The 17,233-nt window shown below is 68.9% G+C and carries 17 protein-coding genes; 14 read left to right on the top strand and 3 right to left on the bottom strand.

Going from position 1 to position 17,233, the window contains the following annotated elements; genetic code table 11:
* Positions 1-27: 27 nt before the first annotated feature.
* The 10 genes from ABAZ39_RS29170 (at position 28) to ABAZ39_RS29215 (ending at position 10,711) form a co-directional block, all read left to right on the top strand.
* Positions 28-855, top strand: coding sequence for an ABC transporter substrate-binding protein (locus tag ABAZ39_RS29170; protein ID WP_040137710.1), 828 nt, complete (start codon positions 28-30; stop codon positions 853-855).
* Between the two features lie 72 nt (positions 856-927).
* Positions 928-1,623 (top strand): amino acid ABC transporter permease, encoded by a 696-nt coding sequence (locus ABAZ39_RS29175; RefSeq protein ID WP_040137711.1) that lies wholly within the window; start codon positions 928-930, stop codon positions 1,621-1,623.
* Between the two features lie 10 nt (positions 1,624-1,633).
* Entirely contained in the window at positions 1,634-2,317 is a 684-nt protein-coding gene (locus tag ABAZ39_RS29180) for a GntR family transcriptional regulator (protein WP_051658697.1), read from the top strand.
* A 145-nt stretch (positions 2,318-2,462) separates the two neighbouring features.
* Positions 2,463-3,887, top strand: a complete 1,425-nt coding sequence (gene hydA, locus ABAZ39_RS29185) for a dihydropyrimidinase (protein WP_040137712.1) — start codon at positions 2,463-2,465, stop codon at positions 3,885-3,887.
* Between the two features lie 96 nt (positions 3,888-3,983).
* Positions 3,984-4,400, top strand: a complete 417-nt coding sequence (locus ABAZ39_RS29190; protein ID WP_040137713.1) for a DUF3830 family protein — start codon at positions 3,984-3,986, stop codon at positions 4,398-4,400.
* A gap of 218 nt (positions 4,401-4,618) precedes the next feature.
* Entirely contained in the window at positions 4,619-5,194 is a 576-nt protein-coding gene (locus ABAZ39_RS29195) for an RNA polymerase sigma factor (RefSeq protein WP_040137714.1), read from the top strand.
* On the top strand, positions 5,191-6,228 hold the full coding sequence (locus tag ABAZ39_RS29200) for a FecR family protein (RefSeq protein ID WP_247881783.1): 1,038 nt from the start codon (positions 5,191-5,193) through the stop codon (positions 6,226-6,228). The genes ABAZ39_RS29195 and ABAZ39_RS29200 overlap by 4 nt, the downstream gene beginning before the upstream one ends.
* 174 nt (positions 6,229-6,402) lie before the next feature.
* Positions 6,403-8,880 (top strand): TonB-dependent siderophore receptor, encoded by a 2,478-nt coding sequence (locus ABAZ39_RS29205; protein WP_247881784.1) that lies wholly within the window; start codon positions 6,403-6,405, stop codon positions 8,878-8,880.
* Entirely contained in the window at positions 8,877-9,167 is a 291-nt protein-coding gene (locus ABAZ39_RS29210) for a hypothetical protein (RefSeq protein WP_051658698.1), read from the top strand. Before ABAZ39_RS29205 ends, ABAZ39_RS29210 begins: the two co-directional genes overlap by 4 nt.
* Positions 9,164-10,711 carry a PepSY-associated TM helix domain-containing protein gene (locus tag ABAZ39_RS29215; protein ID WP_040137716.1) on the top strand — a complete coding sequence of 516 codons (1,548 nt, stop codon included), beginning with the start codon at positions 9,164-9,166 and terminating at the stop codon, positions 10,709-10,711. The genes ABAZ39_RS29210 and ABAZ39_RS29215 overlap by 4 nt, the downstream gene beginning before the upstream one ends.
* A gap of 41 nt (positions 10,712-10,752) precedes the next feature.
* Here the strand turns inward: ABAZ39_RS29215 and ABAZ39_RS29220 are convergent, their stop codons facing one another.
* Together ABAZ39_RS29220 and ABAZ39_RS29225 are read right to left on the bottom strand one after the other, a co-directional pair.
* On the bottom strand, positions 10,753-10,959 hold the full coding sequence (locus ABAZ39_RS29220) for a hypothetical protein (protein WP_040137717.1): 207 nt from the start codon (positions 10,957-10,959) through the stop codon (positions 10,753-10,755).
* A 189-nt stretch (positions 10,960-11,148) separates the two neighbouring features.
* A complete protein-coding gene (locus tag ABAZ39_RS29225; RefSeq protein ID WP_040137718.1) occupies positions 11,149-12,372 on the bottom strand; it encodes a serine hydrolase domain-containing protein in 1,224 nt (407 codons plus the stop codon).
* A 76-nt stretch (positions 12,373-12,448) separates the two neighbouring features.
* On the opposite strand from ABAZ39_RS29225, the gene ABAZ39_RS29230 reads away from it, so the two are divergent.
* Positions 12,449-13,069 (top strand): TetR/AcrR family transcriptional regulator, encoded by a 621-nt coding sequence (locus ABAZ39_RS29230; RefSeq protein ID WP_040137719.1) that lies wholly within the window; start codon positions 12,449-12,451, stop codon positions 13,067-13,069.
* Positions 13,070-13,237: 168 nt separating this feature from the next.
* A complete protein-coding gene (locus ABAZ39_RS29235) occupies positions 13,238-13,594 on the top strand; it encodes a helix-turn-helix domain-containing protein (protein WP_040137720.1) in 357 nt (118 codons plus the stop codon).
* Positions 13,595-13,655: 61 nt separating this feature from the next.
* Here the strand turns inward: ABAZ39_RS29235 and ABAZ39_RS29240 are convergent, their stop codons facing one another.
* Positions 13,656-14,954: a hypothetical protein gene (locus ABAZ39_RS29240; protein ID WP_040137721.1), complete on the bottom strand. Its 1,299-nt coding sequence runs from the start codon at positions 14,952-14,954 to the stop codon at positions 13,656-13,658.
* Between the two features lie 749 nt (positions 14,955-15,703).
* Between ABAZ39_RS29240 and ABAZ39_RS29245 the strand changes: the two genes are divergently transcribed.
* Both ABAZ39_RS29245 and ABAZ39_RS29250 read left to right on the top strand, forming a co-directional pair.
* Positions 15,704-16,540 carry a helix-turn-helix domain-containing protein gene (locus tag ABAZ39_RS29245; RefSeq protein WP_040137722.1) on the top strand — a complete coding sequence of 279 codons (837 nt, stop codon included), beginning with the start codon at positions 15,704-15,706 and terminating at the stop codon, positions 16,538-16,540.
* Positions 16,541-16,550: 10 nt separating this feature from the next.
* Complete coding sequence (locus tag ABAZ39_RS29250) at positions 16,551-17,135, top strand: hypothetical protein (protein WP_040137723.1); 585 nt, start codon at positions 16,551-16,553, stop codon at positions 17,133-17,135.
* The last annotated feature ends 98 nt before the right edge of the window (positions 17,136-17,233 follow it).

Here is a 17,233-nt window from a genome sequence, read left to right on the forward strand (position 1 = left end):
GCCTGAACACGAGAGAAGGTGACCACGATGACCATTCGTACGCTGCTGATCGCCGCCGGCCTGACCCTGTTCACGCTGCCGGCCGCTGCCCAAACCGCCTGCAAGCCGGCGGTGGCCGATTCCGAGCTGGTCAAGCCCGGCACGCTGGTGATGTCGACCAACCCGACCCTGCCGCCGATGCAGTTCGTCGACTCCAACGGCCAGCTGAAGGGAATGCGCATCACGCTGGGCAACGAGATCGCCAAGCGGCTCTGCCTGACCCCGGAATATGTCCGCATCGAGTTCTCGGCGATGATCCCCGGCCTCCAGGCCGGCCGCTGGGACCTCATCAACACCGGCATCTTCTGGACCGAGGAGCGGGCCAAGATGATGCCGATGATCAACTATGAATCCCAGGCGATCAGCATCTCGGTGTCCAAGGGCAACCCGCTGAAGATCACCAAGCCGGAGGACCTGTCGGGCCGCCCGGTCGGCGTCGAGCTGGGCGGCTTCGAGGAGCGCAAGCTGCGCGAACTCGACAAGATGATTGTCGCCAAGGGTCTGAAGCCGATCGAGATCAAGACCTTCGACAACTTCGCCACGGCCTATCAGGCGCTGCGCGCCGGCCAGACCGAGGCGTCGGTGGCCATCGACCCGACGGCGACCGAATACAGCAAGCGCGGCGACTTCGACCGCGCCCTGCACGGCCTGTTCCCGACCCCCGTCGCCCTGGCGATGAAGAGCAAGCCGCTGAGCGAGGCCGTGGTGGCCGTCCTCAACGACATGCAGAAGGACGGCTCCTACAAGGCCCTGATGGAGGAGTACGGCCTGCTGCCCAACGACGGCGCCTTCAAGGTCAACGGCCCCGGCATGTGAGTGGGTGCGGGCGGCGGCGGGGCTCGTCCCGGCCGCCGCCCGCGCAGCGGATAAGAACGAGAGGTTGATGGAATGACCAGCGGCTGGAACTGGGACGGCTTCTTCGACTACCTGTTCAACGGGTATCTGCTCAGCGGAGCGATCACGACCCTGTGGCTGACGCTGGCGGGCATCGCCGGCGGTCTCGTGGTCGGCTGCCTGCTGGCGCTGCTGCGGCTGTCGCCCTACCGCTGGGTATCGGCGGCGGCGCAGGCCTACATCTGGGTGTTCCGCGGCACGCCGCTGCTGGTCCAGCTCATCATCATCTACACCGGCCTGCCGCAGATCGGCATCAAGCTGTCGGTGACGGAATCCGCGCTGATCGGCCTGATCCTGAACGAGGCCGCCTATCTGGCCGAGATCATTCGCGGCGGCATCCTCGGCGTCGCCGCCGGGCAGAGCAACGCCGGCCGCGCGCTCGGCCTGAACTCGGCCCAGGTGATGATCTACATCGTGCTGCCGCAGGCCATCCGCATCATCATCCCGGCGCTCGGCAACAGCGTGAACGGGCTGCTGAAGACGACCTCGGTCACCTCCGTCATCTCGATGGAGGAGCTGCTGCGCAGCACCCAGCTGCTCATCCAGGAGCGCTTCATGGTGCTGGAGCTGTTCACGGTGGCCGCCCTCTACTATCTGCTGATGACCTCGCTGTGGGACATCGTCCAGCGCCGCATCGAGCGCCATTTCGGCCGCGCCTACCGCAACATCGCGATCGTCGACGGCCAGTGAGGCTCCGGTCATGACCCCTCCCCCGGCCGACCCGCTGTTCCCCCGGCCCGCCAACCTCGGCGACCAGACCTACGGGCATCTGCGCGAGCTGATCCTCAGCCGCCAGATCCCCGGCGGCGCCGAGGTGCCGGAGGGACGGCTGGCCGAGCGGCTGAGCGTGTCGCGCACGCCGATGCGCGAGGCGCTGGTCCGGCTGGTCGGCGAGGGGCTGCTGGAGCGCACCAGCGAGCGCAGCTACCGCGTCCGCGTCGTCTCGGCCCGCGAGTTCTTCGAATGCATGCAGATGCGCGAGCTGCTGGAGTGCCACGCCATCGAGACGGCGGTGCCGCTGGTCGGCGACGCCGACCTCGCCGAGCTGCGGCGCGGGCTCGAATCGCTGGACGGCGGCGAGGACGACATGCAGCACTGGCTCTACGACAACCATTTCCACAGCTTCTTCGCCCGCGTCAGCGGCAACGCGACGCTGGCCGAGACCATCACGCGCATGCGGGTGGTCGCCCGTCTGTTCCGCATCTCCAGCAGCTTCCACCGCAAGGGCGAGATCGACACGGAGCACCGGGCGGTGCTGGAGGCGGTCGAGCGGCGCGATGTGGCCGCCGCCAAGGCCGCCATGCTGGCGCATCTGCGCAACCTCCAGGACGACGCCCGCCGCGCCATCGCCGCCGAGGCCAATCCGGGCGGCTATTTTTTGTAGTACCGACACGCCAATGAATTGGCGTGTCGTATTGCGTTCAAACGCCACGCAGGCTTTTCCGCGCCCATGTGGGCGCGCCGCCGCAGTCGCGACGGTATAAACCAGCAACCGCAAAACCCGTCCTTCGGGACCGAGGGAGAGTTCCATGCCGCAGTTCGACACCGTGATCCGCCATGGCACGCTGGCCACCGCGTCCGACGTGTTCGCCGCCGACCTCGGCGTGATCGGCGGCCGCATCGCCGCCATCGGCACCGGGCTGGGGCCGGGCGCCCGCGAGATCGACGCGACCGGCAAGCTGGTGCTGCCCGGCGGCGTCGACGGCCATTGCCACCTCGACCAGCCGACCAGCGACGGCTCGCAGTCGGCCGACGATTTCGAGACCGGCACGCGCTCGGCGGCCTGCGGCGGCACCACGACGGTCATCCCCTTCGCCTGCCAGTTCAAGGGCCAGTCGCTGCGCGACGCGGTGACCGACTACCACCGGCGGGCCGACGGCAAGGCGGTGATCGACTACGCCTTCCACCTCATCGTCAGCGATCCGACCGACCAGCTTCTCGGCCAGGACCTGCCGGCGCTGATCCATGACGGCTACACGTCGTTCAAGATCTACATGACCTACGACGACATGAAGCTGAACGACCGGCAGGTGCTGGAGCTGCTGAGCGTCGCCCGGCGCGACGGCGCCATGGCGATGATCCACGCCGAGAACGCCGACTTCATCGGCTGGCTGACCGACAAGCTGCTCGCCGCCGGCCACACCGCGCCGCGCTACCACGCCGATTCCCGGCCGATGCTGGTGGAGCGCGAGGCAACCCACCGCGCCATCGCCATGGCGGAACTGGCCGACGTGCCGATCCTGATCGTCCATGTCTCAGGCCGCGAGGCGATCGAGCAGATCCATTGGGCGCAGGGCCGCGGCATGCGCATCTACGCCGAGACCTGCCCGCAATACATGGTGCTGACCGAGCACGACCTGCACGGCCATGGCATGGAGGGGGCCAAGTGCATCTGCAGCCCGCCGCCGCGCGACAAGGCCAACCAGGCGGCGGTCTGGGACGCGCTGGCCGGCGGCACCTTCCACATCGTGTCGTCCGATCACGCGCCGTTCCGCTACCAGGACCCCAAGGGCAAGATGCTGCACGGCGCCAACACGCCCTTCAACTGGATCCCCAACGGCGTTCCGGGCATCGAGACGCGGCTGCCGATCCTGTTCTCGGAAGGCGTCAAGAAGGGCCGCATCAGCCTCCAGCGCTTCGTCGAGCTGTCCTCGACCAACCCGGCCAAGATGTACGGCCTGCACCCGCGCAAGGGCAGCCTCGCCATTGGCGCCGACGCCGACATCGTGATCTACGACCCGGACCGCAAGGTCACCATCACCAACGCCATGCTGCACCACAACGTCGACTACACCCCCTACGAGGGGCTGGAGGTGACCGGCTGGCCGGAGACCGTGCTGTCGCGCGGCGAAGTCGTGGTGGAGGGCGGCACCTGCGTGGCGCAGCCCGGCCGCGGCGCCTTCCTGCGCTGCGACACGCCGGATCTGGCCCGGCCGAAGGTGGCCGCGGTCTGAGAAAGCACATTCCCCCCACCCTGCCCCTCCCCCACCGGGCCGGAGAGGGTTTAGGGTGGGGCCTATGAGAAACCAAGAAATGAGGACCGCCACACCATGGACGCCCTGACCATCACCGCCGGCCCCTTCACCTTCGGCGCCCGCTTCGAGTCGGCGGCGGCGCCGAAGACCTGCGCCAAGTTCCGCAGCCTGCTGCCCTACGAGGGCCAGATCGTCCATGTCCGCTGGAGCGGCGAAGGCGTGTGGATTCCGCTGGGCGACACCGATTTCGGCCTCGGTTACGAGAACCACACCAGCCACCCGGCGCCGGGCCAGATCATCCTCTATCCGGGCGGCATCAGCGAGACCGAGATCCTGCTGGCCTACGGCGGCGTCCAGTTCTCCAGCAAGATGGGCCAGCTCGCCGGCAACCACTTCATCACCATCACCGAAGGGCTGGAGAATCTGGCCGAACTCGGCAAGCGCACCCTGTGGCAGGGCGCGCAGCCGATCCGCTTCGAACTGGCCCGCTGACGCCCGCCGGGACCCGCCGTGCCCCGGCGCACGGCGGGTCCCCAGCGGAACATATCATTGCGAATGATACGCATTCTAAGTATATTGCCGCCGCCATGAGCCGGTCATGGCGCGGCCACGCCGCTTTTCCGTGGAGCAACGGGGCGACGCCATGCCCGATCAGCATCGCAGGCCCGATCCGCACCGCGTGAAGGCGCCGGTTCCCGGTCCGGTGGTGCATGGCTGACACCGCCAAGCCGTCGCTCGACGCTCTGTTCATGGGACACCGGAGCACGCTGGTCCGCCTGCTCTCCCGCATGGTTGGCAGCGCCGCCACTGCCGAGGATCTGGCGCACGAGGCCTATCTCAAGGTGAGGGCGGCGGAACGCGACCGGCCGGTGGATCATCCCCTGCCCTTCCTGTTCCAGACGGCGCGCAATCTGGCCTTCGACCATCTGCGGCGGGAGCGCAGGCTCGCCGGGGTGGTCGTGCAGGACACCACCGTCGAAGGCGTGGAGGAGGTTGCCGCCCCCCTGCCCTCCCCGGAAACCCAGGCCGGCGACCGCCAGCGGCTGGCCCGGATGAACGCCGCGCTGGCGACCCTGTCCGAGCGGCAGCGCCGCATTCTTCTGCTGAACCGGATGGAGGGGCTGTCCCACGCGCAGATCGCCGAGCGGCTCGACGTCTCGGTCAGCACCGTGCAGAAGGACCTGAAGGCCGCCCTGCTGGCCTGTCTGGAGGTGTTCGCCCGGCTTGACCGGGAAGGATTGCGGGTTTCCGCCGGCCCGAACGTCTTACAAAGAGACAAACCGTGACGGCACCACCCGCGACCCCCATGCCCGGCCCCATGCCTGACGACACCGACCCCTCCTTACCGCTGGAGCAGGCGCTCGACTGGTTCATCCGTCTGCAGGCGGAGGACGCGGGCGACGAGTGCCGGCGGGCCTGCGCCGACTGGTGCGCCGCCGATCCCCGCAACGCCCGCGCCTGGGCGCTGGCGCAGGACATGTGGGCCTCGCCCCTCCTCACCGAAGCGCTGGTGGCAACAGCGATTTCGGCCACAACGGTTCCTGACAGCCCGCCACGCCGCCAAGCGCCCGCCGTTCCGCTCCGGCAGCCACGCCGTTCCCGGCCGCTGGCGCGCCGGGCGATGGCGTGGGCGGCGGGACTCCTGGTGGCGGTCGGGCTGGGGCTGGCCGCCGACCTGCCGCTGCGCCTGCAGGCCGACCACCGCACCGCAACCGGCGTGCAGGAGCGTCTGCAATTGGCCGACGGATCGCGGGTGCTGATGGACACCGGAACGGCGCTCGCCACCGACGTCGAGGGGGGCGAGCGGCGGACCCGGTTGCTGCGCGGGGCCGCCTTCTTCGAGGTGACGCCCGACCCCGCCCGCCCCTTCCGGGTCGCGGCCGGTCCCGCCGTGGTGACCGTGGTCGGCACCGCCTTCGCCGTCCGTTACCTCGACGACCGGGTGACGGTAACGGTGCGCCACGGCACCGTGGACGTCGCGCGTCCCGGGGGCCCCGCCGTTCGGCTGCGTGCGGGCGAGGAGGTGGTGGTCACGGCGTCGGGCGTCGGCGTGGAGCACCCCGCCGACCTCTCCGCGGCGCTCGGCTGGGTCGATGGCCGGCTGGTCTTCGAGGACCGCCCCCTGGGCGAGGTTCTGGATGAGCTGGACCGCTATTATCCGGGGCTGATCCTGGTTCCCGACTCCCTCGCCGACCGCCGGATCACCGGAAATTACCGGCTGGACGATCCGGCGCGGACGGCGACGGCCCTAGCCGGGCTCGTGCGGGCCGAGACTCTGCGGGTGTCCGACGCCCTGCTGATCCTGCGCCCGCGCCCCTGAGTCCACCGGCTTTTCCGACCCACGAAACCTCTCCAAAAAAAATTTCCGCTTTTCACGATCCCCGAACGTCAGGTCGGCACGGCCATTAGGAATGCGTCGCAATTGCAATAAGCGGCGCGCTCCGGCCGGTCGATACGTCGCGATCATGGGGAATGCGTTACGATGGGTGCGGGGATGATGGATCGGGGTGCGCGGGGGCGTCGGGGGACGGCCCTGCTGCGGGCGGCGCTGCTGTCGTCGGCGGTGGCCGGTTTGGGTGTGGCGGCGGGAAGTACCGCCCTGGCGGCGTCGGCGAAGACCGGCGGGCAGGTGGCCCAAGCGTCTGGGCAAGTGACGGGGCAGCGCTTCGACATCGCCCCGCAGGGGCTGGTCACCGCTCTCAACGCCTTCAGCGCGGCCAGCGGCTGGGAGGTCGGCTTCCCGGCCGAGGTCGCGCGCGGCCTGTCCTCGCCCGGCGTGTCAGGTACCATGAGCGCCGACGAGGCGCTGCGCCGCCTGCTGTCCGGCACCGGCGTGTCGTACCAGATGACCGGCCCCGGCCGCGCCGTGCTGTCGCGGCAGCAAGCCGGCGAGACGGTGCTGGACCCGGTGACCGTCGAGGGCACGCGCGAGCGGGCGACCGGCCCGGTCATGGGCTACGCCGCCCGCCAGAGCGCCACCGCCACCAAGACCGACACGCCGATCCTGGAAACGCCGCAGTCGATCTCCGTCGTCACCCGCGACCAGATGGACGCCCAGGCGGCGCGCAGTCTGGCCGACGTCCTGAACTACACCTCCGGCGTCACCACCGCCCGCAACGGCGGCTCCTCCTCCTTCGGCGGCGACGGCATCTCGGTGCGCGGCTTCGGCGGCAACGGCACCACCGGCGTGTCCTTCAACGAGTATCTCGACGGGCTGCGGCTGAAGGGCAGCGGCTTCCTGACCTCCGGCATCCACCCGTACCTGTTCGAGCGGGTCGAGGTGCTGAAGGGCCCGGCCTCGGTGCTGTTCGGCCAGACCAGCCCCGGCGGTCTGGTCAACATGGTGACCAAGCAGCCCTCCCCCGACGCCCGGCATGAAATCCTGCTGCAGGCGGGCAACCAGGGCCGCAAGCAGGCCGCGCTGGACATCGGCGGCGACGCGACCGGCGACGGCCGGCTCTCCTACCGGTTCGCCGGCGTCGCGCTGGACACCGACACCCAGACCGACATCGCGGAGCGCCGCCGGCTGGCCGCCGCCCCGACGGTGACCATCCGGCCGACCGACGACACCAGCCTGACCCTGATCGGCCTCTACCAGCGCGACAATTACGACGATTCGCCGCTGAACTACCTGCCGGCCCAGGGCACCGTGCTGCCCAACCCGAACGGCACGCTGCCGACCAAGCTCTTCACGGGCGATCCCAACTTCAACACCTGGGACCGCAAGACCATGAGCGTCGGCTATCGCTTCGAACACCGGTTCGACGAGCGCTGGACGGTGCGGCAGAACGCCCGCTACCTGCACAACGACCTCGACCTCAAGCAGGTCTACGCGTCCGGCCTGCTGCCCGACCAGCGCACCACGCGGCGCACCACCTTCTCGGCCCGCGAGCGCGCCTACGACCTGACCGTTGACAATCAGGTCCAGGTGAAGGTCGACACCGGTCCGCTGCGCCACACCGTGCTGGCCGGCGTCGACCATCAGCGGCTGAGGAGCGACACGCTGCGCGGGCAGGCGGCGGCGCCGAACCTCGACCTGTTCAACCCGGTCTACGGGCTGCCGATCGCCACCCCGCCGATCTACCAGAGCACCGCCACCCGCATCACCCAGACCGGCGTCTACGCCCAGGACCAGATCAAGTGGGGCGGGCTCGCCGTCCTGCTGGGCGGGCGCAAGGACTGGGCCGAGACGCAGCAGCGCAACCGGCTGAACCAGGGGCGGGCGTCGCAGCAGGACGACGCCTTCACCGGCCGCGTCGGCGCGCTCTACCTGTTCGACAACGGCTTAGCGCCCTACGCCAGCTATTCGGAATCCTTCGAGCCGACGTCCGGCAGCGACTTCTACGGCAACCCGTTCGAGCCGACCACCGGCCAGCAGTACGAGGCCGGGCTGAAGTACGAGCCGCCGGGCTCCGGCAGCCTGTTCACCCTGTCGGCCTTCACCATCACCCAGCAGAACGTCACCACCGCCGACCCGCTGCACACCAACTACAACATCCAGACCGGCGAGGTCCGTTCCCGCGGCTTCGAGGCGGAGGCGCGCGTCAGCCTCGCCGCCGGGCTGAACGCGGTGGCCAGCTACACCTTCCTCGACGCCGAGGTGACGAAGAGCAACGGCGCCGACCGCGGCAAGCGGCCGGTCGCCGTGCCGACCCATTCGGCCTCGGCCTGGGGCGACTACACGGTGCAGGACGGCCCGCTGGCCGGCCTGGGCGGCGGGCTCGGCCTGCGCTACGTCGGCTTCACCTACGGCGATCCGGCCAACAGCTTCAAGGTGCCGGCGCACACGCTGGTCGACGCCGCCCTGCGCTACGACCTGTCCTATCTGAACCCGCAGCTTCAGGGCATTCAGGCGGCGATCAACGCCAGCAACCTCTTCGACAAGGAGTATGTCGCGGCCTGCTCGCGGGCGACCAACTGCTATTACGGCCTGCGCCGCACCGTGATCGGCTCGCTGAAGTATTCCTGGTGACGCGGAAGACCGAGATCGCGCTGCGGGTCGTGACCGCCGTCGGCGGCGGCTACGCCCTGGCGGCGGGAACGGCGGCGGCGCTGTCCCTGGCGCTGCCGGCCGTGCAGGACCGGGCGGAGGCGGTGTTGACCGCCACCATGGCGGCGCTGCTGCCCTGCGTCCTGACCGTGGTGCTGGTGTTCGCCGCGGCCAGCGCCCGGCGCGCCCTGGCCTGGACCGCCGGCCTGACGGCGGCAATCTGGGCGGCGGTCTCACTGTTGAAAAGCATGACGGGAACCGGGGTATGAACGGCAGTTTCCGCCTGTCGATGACGTGGCTGCACAATTGGGGCGGGCTGGTGGTCGGCTGGCTGCTGTTCTGCGTCTTCCTGACCGGAACCACCGCCTACGCCCGCTTCGAGATCACCCGCTGGATGCAGCCCGAGCGGGTCGAAGCGACCAACAGCCCCGACGCGGCTGCGGCGGCGATCGCCACCCTGTCGCGCGAGGCGCCGCAGGCCCGCCGCTGGCTGATCACGCTGCCGGACGAGCGGCGAACCGCGACCCAGGTCTACGTCTACAACCCGCCCGGGATACAGCCCGCCTTCCGCAAGCTGTGGTTGGAGCCGGACGACGGCCGCCCGGTGCAGGCGCGGGCGACCTTTGGCGGCGACTTCCTCTACTACTTCCACTTCGACCTGCGCGTTCCCGGCCTGGTGGGGCGTTACCTGATCGGCGCCGCCGGGGTGGCCCTGCTGGTGGCGCTGATCACCGGATTCGTCATCCACCGGCGGGTCTTCTGGGACTTCTTCGCCTTCCGCCCCGGACGGTCGCGCACGCGGCTGTGGATGGATGTCCACAACGCCTTGGGCATCATCGTGCTGCCCTACCACGCGCTGATCACCGTGACCGGGCTGGTGCCGCTGATGCTGCTCTACATGCCCTGGGGCCTGCAGGCGGCCTTCGGCGACCGGCCGGCGGCCTTCAACACGGCGGTCTACGCCGAACCGCCGCCGCCGGCCGCCGCGGGACGGGCCGCCCCCCTCACCGCCATCGAACCGCTGCTGGCGGAGGCGGCATGGCGGTGGGACGGTGGGCGGCCGGGATGGATCGTCATCGACAACCCGGGCGACGCCGCCGCCGCCATCCTCGTCAAGCGCACCGATTCCGACCGGGTGGTGATCACGCCGGAAGCCATCCTGTTCGACGGCACGACCGGCGCGGTGCGCGAGGTCTGGGAGGGGATGGGCGGAGCCGCCGCGACGCGGGCCGGCGCCTACGGCCTGCACATGATGCGCTTCGCCGACACGCCGCTGCGGCTGACGATGATCCTGTGCGGGCTGGCCGGCACCGCAATGATCGGCACCGGGCAGGTCTACTGGATCATCAAGCGGCGCAAGCGCGAGACCACCCCGTCCTTCGGGCTGCGTCTGGCCGACGGCGCCAATCTGGCGGTGATGGTCGGGCTGCCCATCGCCATCGCCGCCTATTTCTGGGCCAACCGGCTGCTGCCCGCCGGGCTGGCCAGCCGGGAGACCTTCGAGGCCCTCGCCTTCTTCGCCGCGTGGTTTCTCACGGCCCTGCACCCGGCGCTGCGCGGCGTCCAGCGCGCCTGGGGCGAGCAACTGGCAGTGGCGGCGCTTCTGTGGGCCGCCCTGCCGCTGATGAACGCCCTGACCAGCAACGCCCATCTCGGGGTGACGCTGGCGCGCGGGCTGTGGGGTGTGGCCGGCATCGACCTGACCGCCCTGGCGACGGGCGCCCTGTTCGCCCTGTTGGCCCGGCGCCGGTTCCGCGGGGCGCGCCAGCGCAGCGACCAACCGCTGCCATCGGCATCGGCGCCCGCATCGTAACGACGGACAAGGGCGCGGCCCGACCGTCGCGCCCTGCCGGCTCAATCATACAGACCGGCACCGAAGATGGCGATCTGCTGCGCCATGTGCCCCAGGCTGACGCCGGTCTCGTCAGCGCCGTCCAGGGCCGATCCGGCGTCGAACGGGTGGTCCGGGGCGATCACTCCGGCGGCGATCAGATGCAAGCGAACGGCCTCGACAATGACGGCCGGGAGGGTGGCTGAGGCGGCTTCAAGGTTCACAGTCATAATTTTCAGCCTCTCTATGAACAAGTATCTTGCACAAGGAATAGAAACCTATCATAGAACGGCCGGTGTTGCACCCTTTAATGGTGCGAAAATTTTGCGCCCCGTCGCGCCTGGGTGGAGCGTGTTTCCGGCGCTCCCGGAAACGCGGGAGGGGCGCCCGGATCGGTTCAGCCACCCCTCGCGCCGGGGCTACTTGTAGACGGCGTTCCTGACCTCGGTCGGAAACGCCCCGGCCATGCCTTCGAACGCGGTGTTCGTCAGGGCAACGACCGAGAGGCCGTTCTGGCGATCGATGAACCAGGAGTGTCCGTAGGCGCCCCCCCATTGCAGCGTCCCGGCGGCCTGCGGCGTGCCCGTCCGCGCCGGATCGTCCAGAACCGCCCAGCCATAGCCGAAGCCCCACCCCGGCCCCTGCGTCTTCGCCGTCGTGCCGACCTGATCGCTGGTCATCAGCGCGACCGTCTCGGGTTTGAGGATCGGCGAACCGCCGGTGCGGATCGCTTCGAGAAAGCGAAGAACATCCGGCGCCGTCCCTGCCATGCCCGCACCACCCGACGGGTAGGACTTGGGGTCGAGAATCCGGGACGGCGCGAAGGTCGCGGCAAGCCCCATCAACGGAACGGCCTGCCCGTCCGCCATCGCCACCGGCTCCGGGTTGCCGTCCGCATAAGCTCTGGCAAGCCGGGAGACGTCGCGCACCGAGAAGCCGGTGTCGTCGATGCCGAGCGGCGCCGTCACGTCGTCGCGGACGATGTCGGAAAGGCTCCGCCCTTCGACCTTTTCCAGAACGCCGCCGAGCACATCGATGCCGAGGGAATATCGCCAGCCTGTGCCGGGCGCAAAATTCAACGGAGCGGCCGACAGGCGGGTCAGGTTCTCGGCCAGCGAAAGCCCCGGCTGGTCGAGCCCGTCCGAGACGTTCAGCCTGTGATACGGCCCGTCCGCCGGTTCGAGGAAGCCGTAGCCCAGGCCCGATGTGTGGGTCAGCAGCTGGCGTATGGTGATCGCCGGAGTCGAGCCGTCCGGCAAGGCGGGGCGGAAATCCGGCAGCCAGCGTGTGACGGGCGCGTCGAGGTCCAGCCGTCCGTCCTCGACAAGCCGCATGGCGGCCGCGGTCACAAACGGCTTGGTGACGGAGGCCAGGCGGAAGATCGCGTCCTCGCGCATTTTGACGCCGGCTTCCCGGTCGGCATGGCCGGCGGCGCGGCGATAGACGATCCTGCCGTCCTTCGCGACCAGGACGACCGCGCCGACAATCCGCTTCTCGGACAACGCTCTGTCGATCACCGGATCGAGGCGGGCCTCCATCGCGGGGTCATTGGCCGGTTGGGCCAAGGCCGGACTGGCGAAGTCTGGACTGGCCAAGGCTGAACTGGCGATGGCGAGTGCAGCGGCGACAAGGGGGATGCGCATGCCGGTGAAACCCCGTATATATGGAGCGATCACTCCTGAATAACGCAGTCCGGGGACTATTTCCAGAGTGACCGTTATGAAAAATAACGCGCCGACGCTGCGACCGCGCGGCCGCCCGCGCGCCTTCGACCGGGACGAGGCGCTGGCCAAAGCCGCGGACACCTTCTGGCGGCTGGGCTATGAAGGCGCCTCCATCGCCGATCTGACGGCGGCGATGGGCATCACGCCGCAGAGTCTTTACGCCGCCTTTGCCTCGAAGGCCGATCTCTATCGCGAAGCGCTGGAGTGGTATCAGGCCACCGTCGGCGCTTCGACGGCGGCGGCCCTGGAAGAGGGCGATGCCGTGGTCGCGCTGACGCGGGTCCTTCGGGACTCGGCCCGGGACTTCACCAGACGCGACCGCCCGCATGGCTGCATGGTTTCGACGGCCGTGCTGACCTGCGCGACGGAGAACGACCCCGTGGCGCGTCATGTCGCCGGCCTGCGCACTGCGACGATCAACCTCATCCGGGCGCGCATCGAGCGCGGCATTTCCGAGGGACAGTTGAAAGGGGAGACCAATGCGGCCTCCCTCGCGCGCTTCGTCGGTGCGATGATCCAGGGCATGTCCGTGCAGGCGCAGGACGGCGCCCCCACCGAGGCCCTGTCAGCGCTTGCCGACCATGCCGTTGCCGAGATCGAGCGGCATCGCGCGTAGCGTTTCTCGACATCCACACGGCATTTCGGCGCCACCACGGCTGCTTCCGCCAATTTGTGCGCCAACGTCCCCCGGAGACCGCTTTTTGATGTTGAAAGCGTATCTCCTGAGCGCATACTTAGTTACGAAGCGCTCACTGAGGCGCACCCAACCATGAGAGCAAGAATTATGGCCGACTTGAGGCACCTCACCCATCCGGGCGACATCGTTCGCGAACGCCGTGAGGAACTGGGGCTATCGCAAGTTCAACTCGCCGGCCTCATTGGTTACAAGAATTCCAACTTCATCACCATGATCGAAAAGAAGCGCTCCCGCGTGCCGCTCTACACCGCGCCGAAACTCGCGCAGGTGCTGCAGATCGACCAGATGTGGTTCATCGAGCGCGTGATGTCCTTCTTCGACGAGGAAGGCATGAACGAGAAGGAGACCTTCCGCGAAGCCGCCAAGGTCATCTTCGATCCGGAAAACATGCGGCGCTACGCGGACAGGAAGGACCAGGGCGCCATCGACCCCCGCCTCTCCTGACCCTGTGCCGGATCGGGGCCGGGAAGACGCCACCCCGACCCGCTCTTACTTGACCCCGGTCTTACTTGACGATGTCCAGCAGAGGCATCTGCCCGTCGCTCCCCTTCGGCAGCGCGGCCCGGCGGCGGCGGCGGCTCTGGCTGGCGGTTTCCGGGGTGACGGGAACGAAGCGCTTGGGACGACCGGCTTCATCGAGGTCGTCGTTGTTGACCACCAGGGTGAGTTCGCGCTCGTTGACCGAGCGCTCGGCCACCGCGCGACGGATCTGGTCGAGGAAGGACTGCGAGGGGTAGAGGTTGTACTCGACGTCGACGTACTTCCGCCCTTCCTTGATCTCCTCGATCTCGATGCGGTCGAGCGCCCCGATCTGCGTATCGGCGAGCGCCTTGACGACATCGTGAATCCGCAGCCGCATGTCGCGGAATCGCGACCACTCCGCCATCCCGGAATCACGGATGATGTCGCGGGCGGTGATCGGCACGACCGACTGCGAGGGGTCCTGTCGCAACGTCTCGGCGATGCGCTTGAACAGCCAGCGCGAGAACGGGTTGCGGATCTTCATCAGGGCTTCGTAGGAGATCGAATGCCAGTCGACCCGGCGGATCGCCTCGCGCAGCATCATGTTGAACTGCACGAAGGTTTCCGCATCGCCGCTCTCGTCATCGAGAATCGACGCGTCGTCGGCGTCGTCCGTCTCGTTGGGACGCTGCCGCAGCCCGAGACCGGCGAAAATGCCGGAGTCCATCATCACCTTGCGGCGGCCGCGGCGCTCGATCTGAATCGTGCAGCGCCGCATGACCATCAGCGCCTCCTTGATCTCGGGAATGCTGAGGGTGTGCCGGACGGAGCGCAGCTCCTGCCAGATCTCGTAGAGGGAGAAGCGCAGGATCGCCTCCCCGTTGTCCACCGACAGGCGCGCCGGGTCCGAGGCCAGCTTGCGGATCACGTCCTCGATGATCTGTTCGCGCTCGCCCGGATAGGCGTCGATCTCCTCCACCACGTGGGCTCCGCTGGAATCGCGGACGAAACGGCCGTCCCTGCCCTTCACCCGGCGCTGGATGCGCGCCGGCACGACCGTGAGGTGGTAGATCTGGTCGGCGAAGGAGAACTGGCGGTGGATCATCGGCAGGCGGTCATCCTGGGCCGCGGGGTCCCTGGGCTCCAGGTTGTGCGCCGCCTGTCCGTTGGCTTTCGATTCGGGGCTGTCGAACACGTATTTCGGGGCCAGATCGTACAGGGAGACCATGTTGACGCTGTGCCGCCGGCCCGTGGTGGCGTCGATGTGCTCGAACAGCGTGCCCTGGAGAGTCTGCCCCTGCGTCTCCGTACGGCGCTGCTTGACGACGATCTGCCCCGACATCTGGTGCCTCTCCGCAATCCTGAACACCAAGCCTATGCCGCTTCCGCCGTTCAACGCAACGACGTCGCGCACGGTTCCATAGGTGGCAGGCGCGCATCCGGTAGGTGGCAGGCGCGCTTCCAGGAGGCGACAGGCGCGCAAGCAGTAGGTCACAGGCGCGTTTGTCGGACGACGGCCCGGCTTGGCTGCGAATCGGACATCCGTCCCTCGGCAAGGCCGGGTGACGGCCAACCGGTCACGGCTCCGGGGCACAACCGTAGCCGACCGGAGTCCTGCTCCGGCTGCAACCGGGGCATCGGGTTCGAGCGCGCCTGACACCTACTGCCACTCCGCAATCGCGGAACGCGCCTGCCACCTAGAGAATCCGGCGATTCGAAACGCGCCTGACGCCTTCATAGCCGCCGGCGATTCGAACGCGCCTGTGTCCTACAGCAACACGCCGCCAAAGGCGCCTGTGACCTACAGGAACGGGCGCGCTCCGCGCCGGTGCGGCGACTCGATAGGTTGCAGGCGCGTTTCAGCCCGTCCCGATTCGCGCCGTCAACCGCGCCTGCGACCTTCATGTCCGCGCCTGCCGCCTGCATGAGACGCGCCTGCGACCTCCGCAAGCGCGCCTGACACCTACCACAAACGCGCCCGCCACCTGCCGATAGGAGACGGGCGCGCTTTGGAGACTCCGGTGCCGTCGGGGAATCCTGCCCGCAAGACCGCCGGCCCATGCCGGTTTCACGCTTTTGCCGGAGTCCCGGATGACCAGCACGACCGACACCGCCAGCCGTTGGGGAAAGATCCCCGCCTGGTGGCTCGACCACCCCGATCTCGACGCCGACGGATTCGCGGTCCTGGCGGCGCTCGCCACCTTCGCCGACGAGAACGGCGTCTGCTGGCCGTCGCAGTCGACGCTTGCCGCAAAGCTGAAACGCTCGCGCCCGACCATCAACCGCATCCTGCAGCGTCTCGACGACATGGGGCTGGTCGGCATCGAGCACCGCCGCGGCCGCGACGGCTCCCGGCTGTCCTGCCTGTACCGGCTGCGCATCGCCCAGAACGAGGCCGCGACGCAGCCCCAGCCCCGCCCTGTCCGGGACCATGACAGGGATGACTCGCCGGCGAACGCCCCCTGTCCAACACCGAGTCAGGAACAGCTCCATCCCGAACAGATTCCGGACTCGCTCGCTTCGGGCGGGCGCCAGCCGGTGCGCGATGTTCCTGAGGATTGGATGCCCACCGCCGGAGATTTCACCTGGGCCCGAAGCCGGTTCGGCACCGTCGACCTCGGCCGGCACGTCGAGGGGTTCGTCCTGCGCTGTCAGGCGCACGGCTATCGCTACCGCGACATATCGGCCGCCTGGAGGGCTTGGCTGTCCCAGGACGCGGCGGCCGGCAAGGCCCCCGCGGACAAAACCGCCCCATCGGCTGCGGGCGCCATCCCCGGCACCATTCCCGGCACCATCCCCGGTGTCGGCCACGCCCGCCAAAGCGTGGCCGAACAGCGCGTCAACGCCTGGATGGCCGTCGCTGATCGCCTGAAGGACGCCCGCCTGAAGGACAGGAACACCCCGTCCCACACCCGCCCCCGTTTCTGAGGAGGTCCCGATGTCCGTTGCTGTGATGCCCCTGCCGGGGCGCTCCCCGCTGCCCTTCGATCCGACGATGGCGCCGGCGGAGCGGTCCCGGCTCCTCGTCGCCGCCTTTCCGGAGGCGTTGCGGGAGGTCCTGACCACCGGTCACCTGGAACACCGCCCGCGCTTCGGCGACAACGGTTTCGAAGGGCTTCAGGAAACGTGGTTTCCACCGGCGACCCTTTCGGCCCGGCAAGCCGCCATGGCGCGGCGGATGCTGAGCGAACTGGAAGACTCCATCCTGGCTCCGGCCGAGCCCGATCGTCTGCTCGGCCGCGTGCTGGCTTTGCTGTCGCATTTTCCGGCTAAGGGCTTGACGCCCGACGTCGAGCAGCTGGTGGCCATGGACTGGGTCGAGGATCTCGGCGAATTCCCGGTCTGGGCCATCGACGCGGCGGCGCGCGCCTGGCGCCGGACGAAGAAGTGGCGGCCGAGCATCGCCGAGATGCGGGCCCTGTGCGGGGAGGCCTGCGCGCGGGAGCGTGTCCTGGCGCAGCGGCTGCGAGCGATCGCCGGAGCTTGCCAGGGCGAGGTGATCCCCGTCCGCCGGATGGAGTGACCGGGCGTGGCCCGCGCGTTCGGTTCCGGCAACTGGGTGGGCGTCCATTGACAAAGTTCCGGCAACTTGCGCAGAATCCCCGAAACCGAACGAAGGGG

The sequence above is a fragment of the Azospirillum argentinense genome, assembly GCF_000632475.1.
GTDB classification, from domain to species: Bacteria; Pseudomonadota; Alphaproteobacteria; order Azospirillales; family Azospirillaceae; genus Azospirillum; species Azospirillum baldaniorum.

Coding starts and splice junctions, on each gene's coding strand:
- ABAZ39_RS29245 (WP_040137722.1), top strand. CDS start 15,704: ATGACCAGCACGACCGACACCGCCAGCCGTTGGGGAAAGATCCCCGCC.
- ABAZ39_RS29180 (WP_051658697.1), top strand. CDS start 1,634: ATGACCCCTCCCCCGGCCGACCCGCTGTTCCCCCGGCCCGCCAACCTC.
- ABAZ39_RS29170 (WP_040137710.1), top strand. CDS start 28: ATGACCATTCGTACGCTGCTGATCGCCGCCGGCCTGACCCTGTTCACG.
- ABAZ39_RS29215 (WP_040137716.1), top strand. CDS start 9,164: ATGAACGGCAGTTTCCGCCTGTCGATGACGTGGCTGCACAATTGGGGC.
- ABAZ39_RS29225 (WP_040137718.1), bottom strand. CDS start 12,372: ATGCGCATCCCCCTTGTCGCCGCTGCACTCGCCATCGCCAGTTCAGCC.
- ABAZ39_RS29205 (WP_247881784.1), top strand. CDS start 6,403: ATGATGGATCGGGGTGCGCGGGGGCGTCGGGGGACGGCCCTGCTGCGG.
- ABAZ39_RS29195 (WP_040137714.1), top strand. CDS start 4,619: ATGGCTGACACCGCCAAGCCGTCGCTCGACGCTCTGTTCATGGGACAC.
- ABAZ39_RS29190 (WP_040137713.1), top strand. CDS start 3,984: ATGGACGCCCTGACCATCACCGCCGGCCCCTTCACCTTCGGCGCCCGC.
- ABAZ39_RS29230 (WP_040137719.1), top strand. CDS start 12,449: ATGAAAAATAACGCGCCGACGCTGCGACCGCGCGGCCGCCCGCGCGCC.
- ABAZ39_RS29235 (WP_040137720.1), top strand. CDS start 13,238: ATGGCCGACTTGAGGCACCTCACCCATCCGGGCGACATCGTTCGCGAA.
- hydA (WP_040137712.1), top strand. CDS start 2,463: ATGCCGCAGTTCGACACCGTGATCCGCCATGGCACGCTGGCCACCGCG.
- ABAZ39_RS29220 (WP_040137717.1), bottom strand. CDS start 10,959: ATGACTGTGAACCTTGAAGCCGCCTCAGCCACCCTCCCGGCCGTCATT.
- ABAZ39_RS29175 (WP_040137711.1), top strand. CDS start 928: ATGACCAGCGGCTGGAACTGGGACGGCTTCTTCGACTACCTGTTCAAC.
- ABAZ39_RS29250 (WP_040137723.1), top strand. CDS start 16,551: ATGTCCGTTGCTGTGATGCCCCTGCCGGGGCGCTCCCCGCTGCCCTTC.
- ABAZ39_RS29240 (WP_040137721.1), bottom strand. CDS start 14,954: ATGTCGGGGCAGATCGTCGTCAAGCAGCGCCGTACGGAGACGCAGGGG.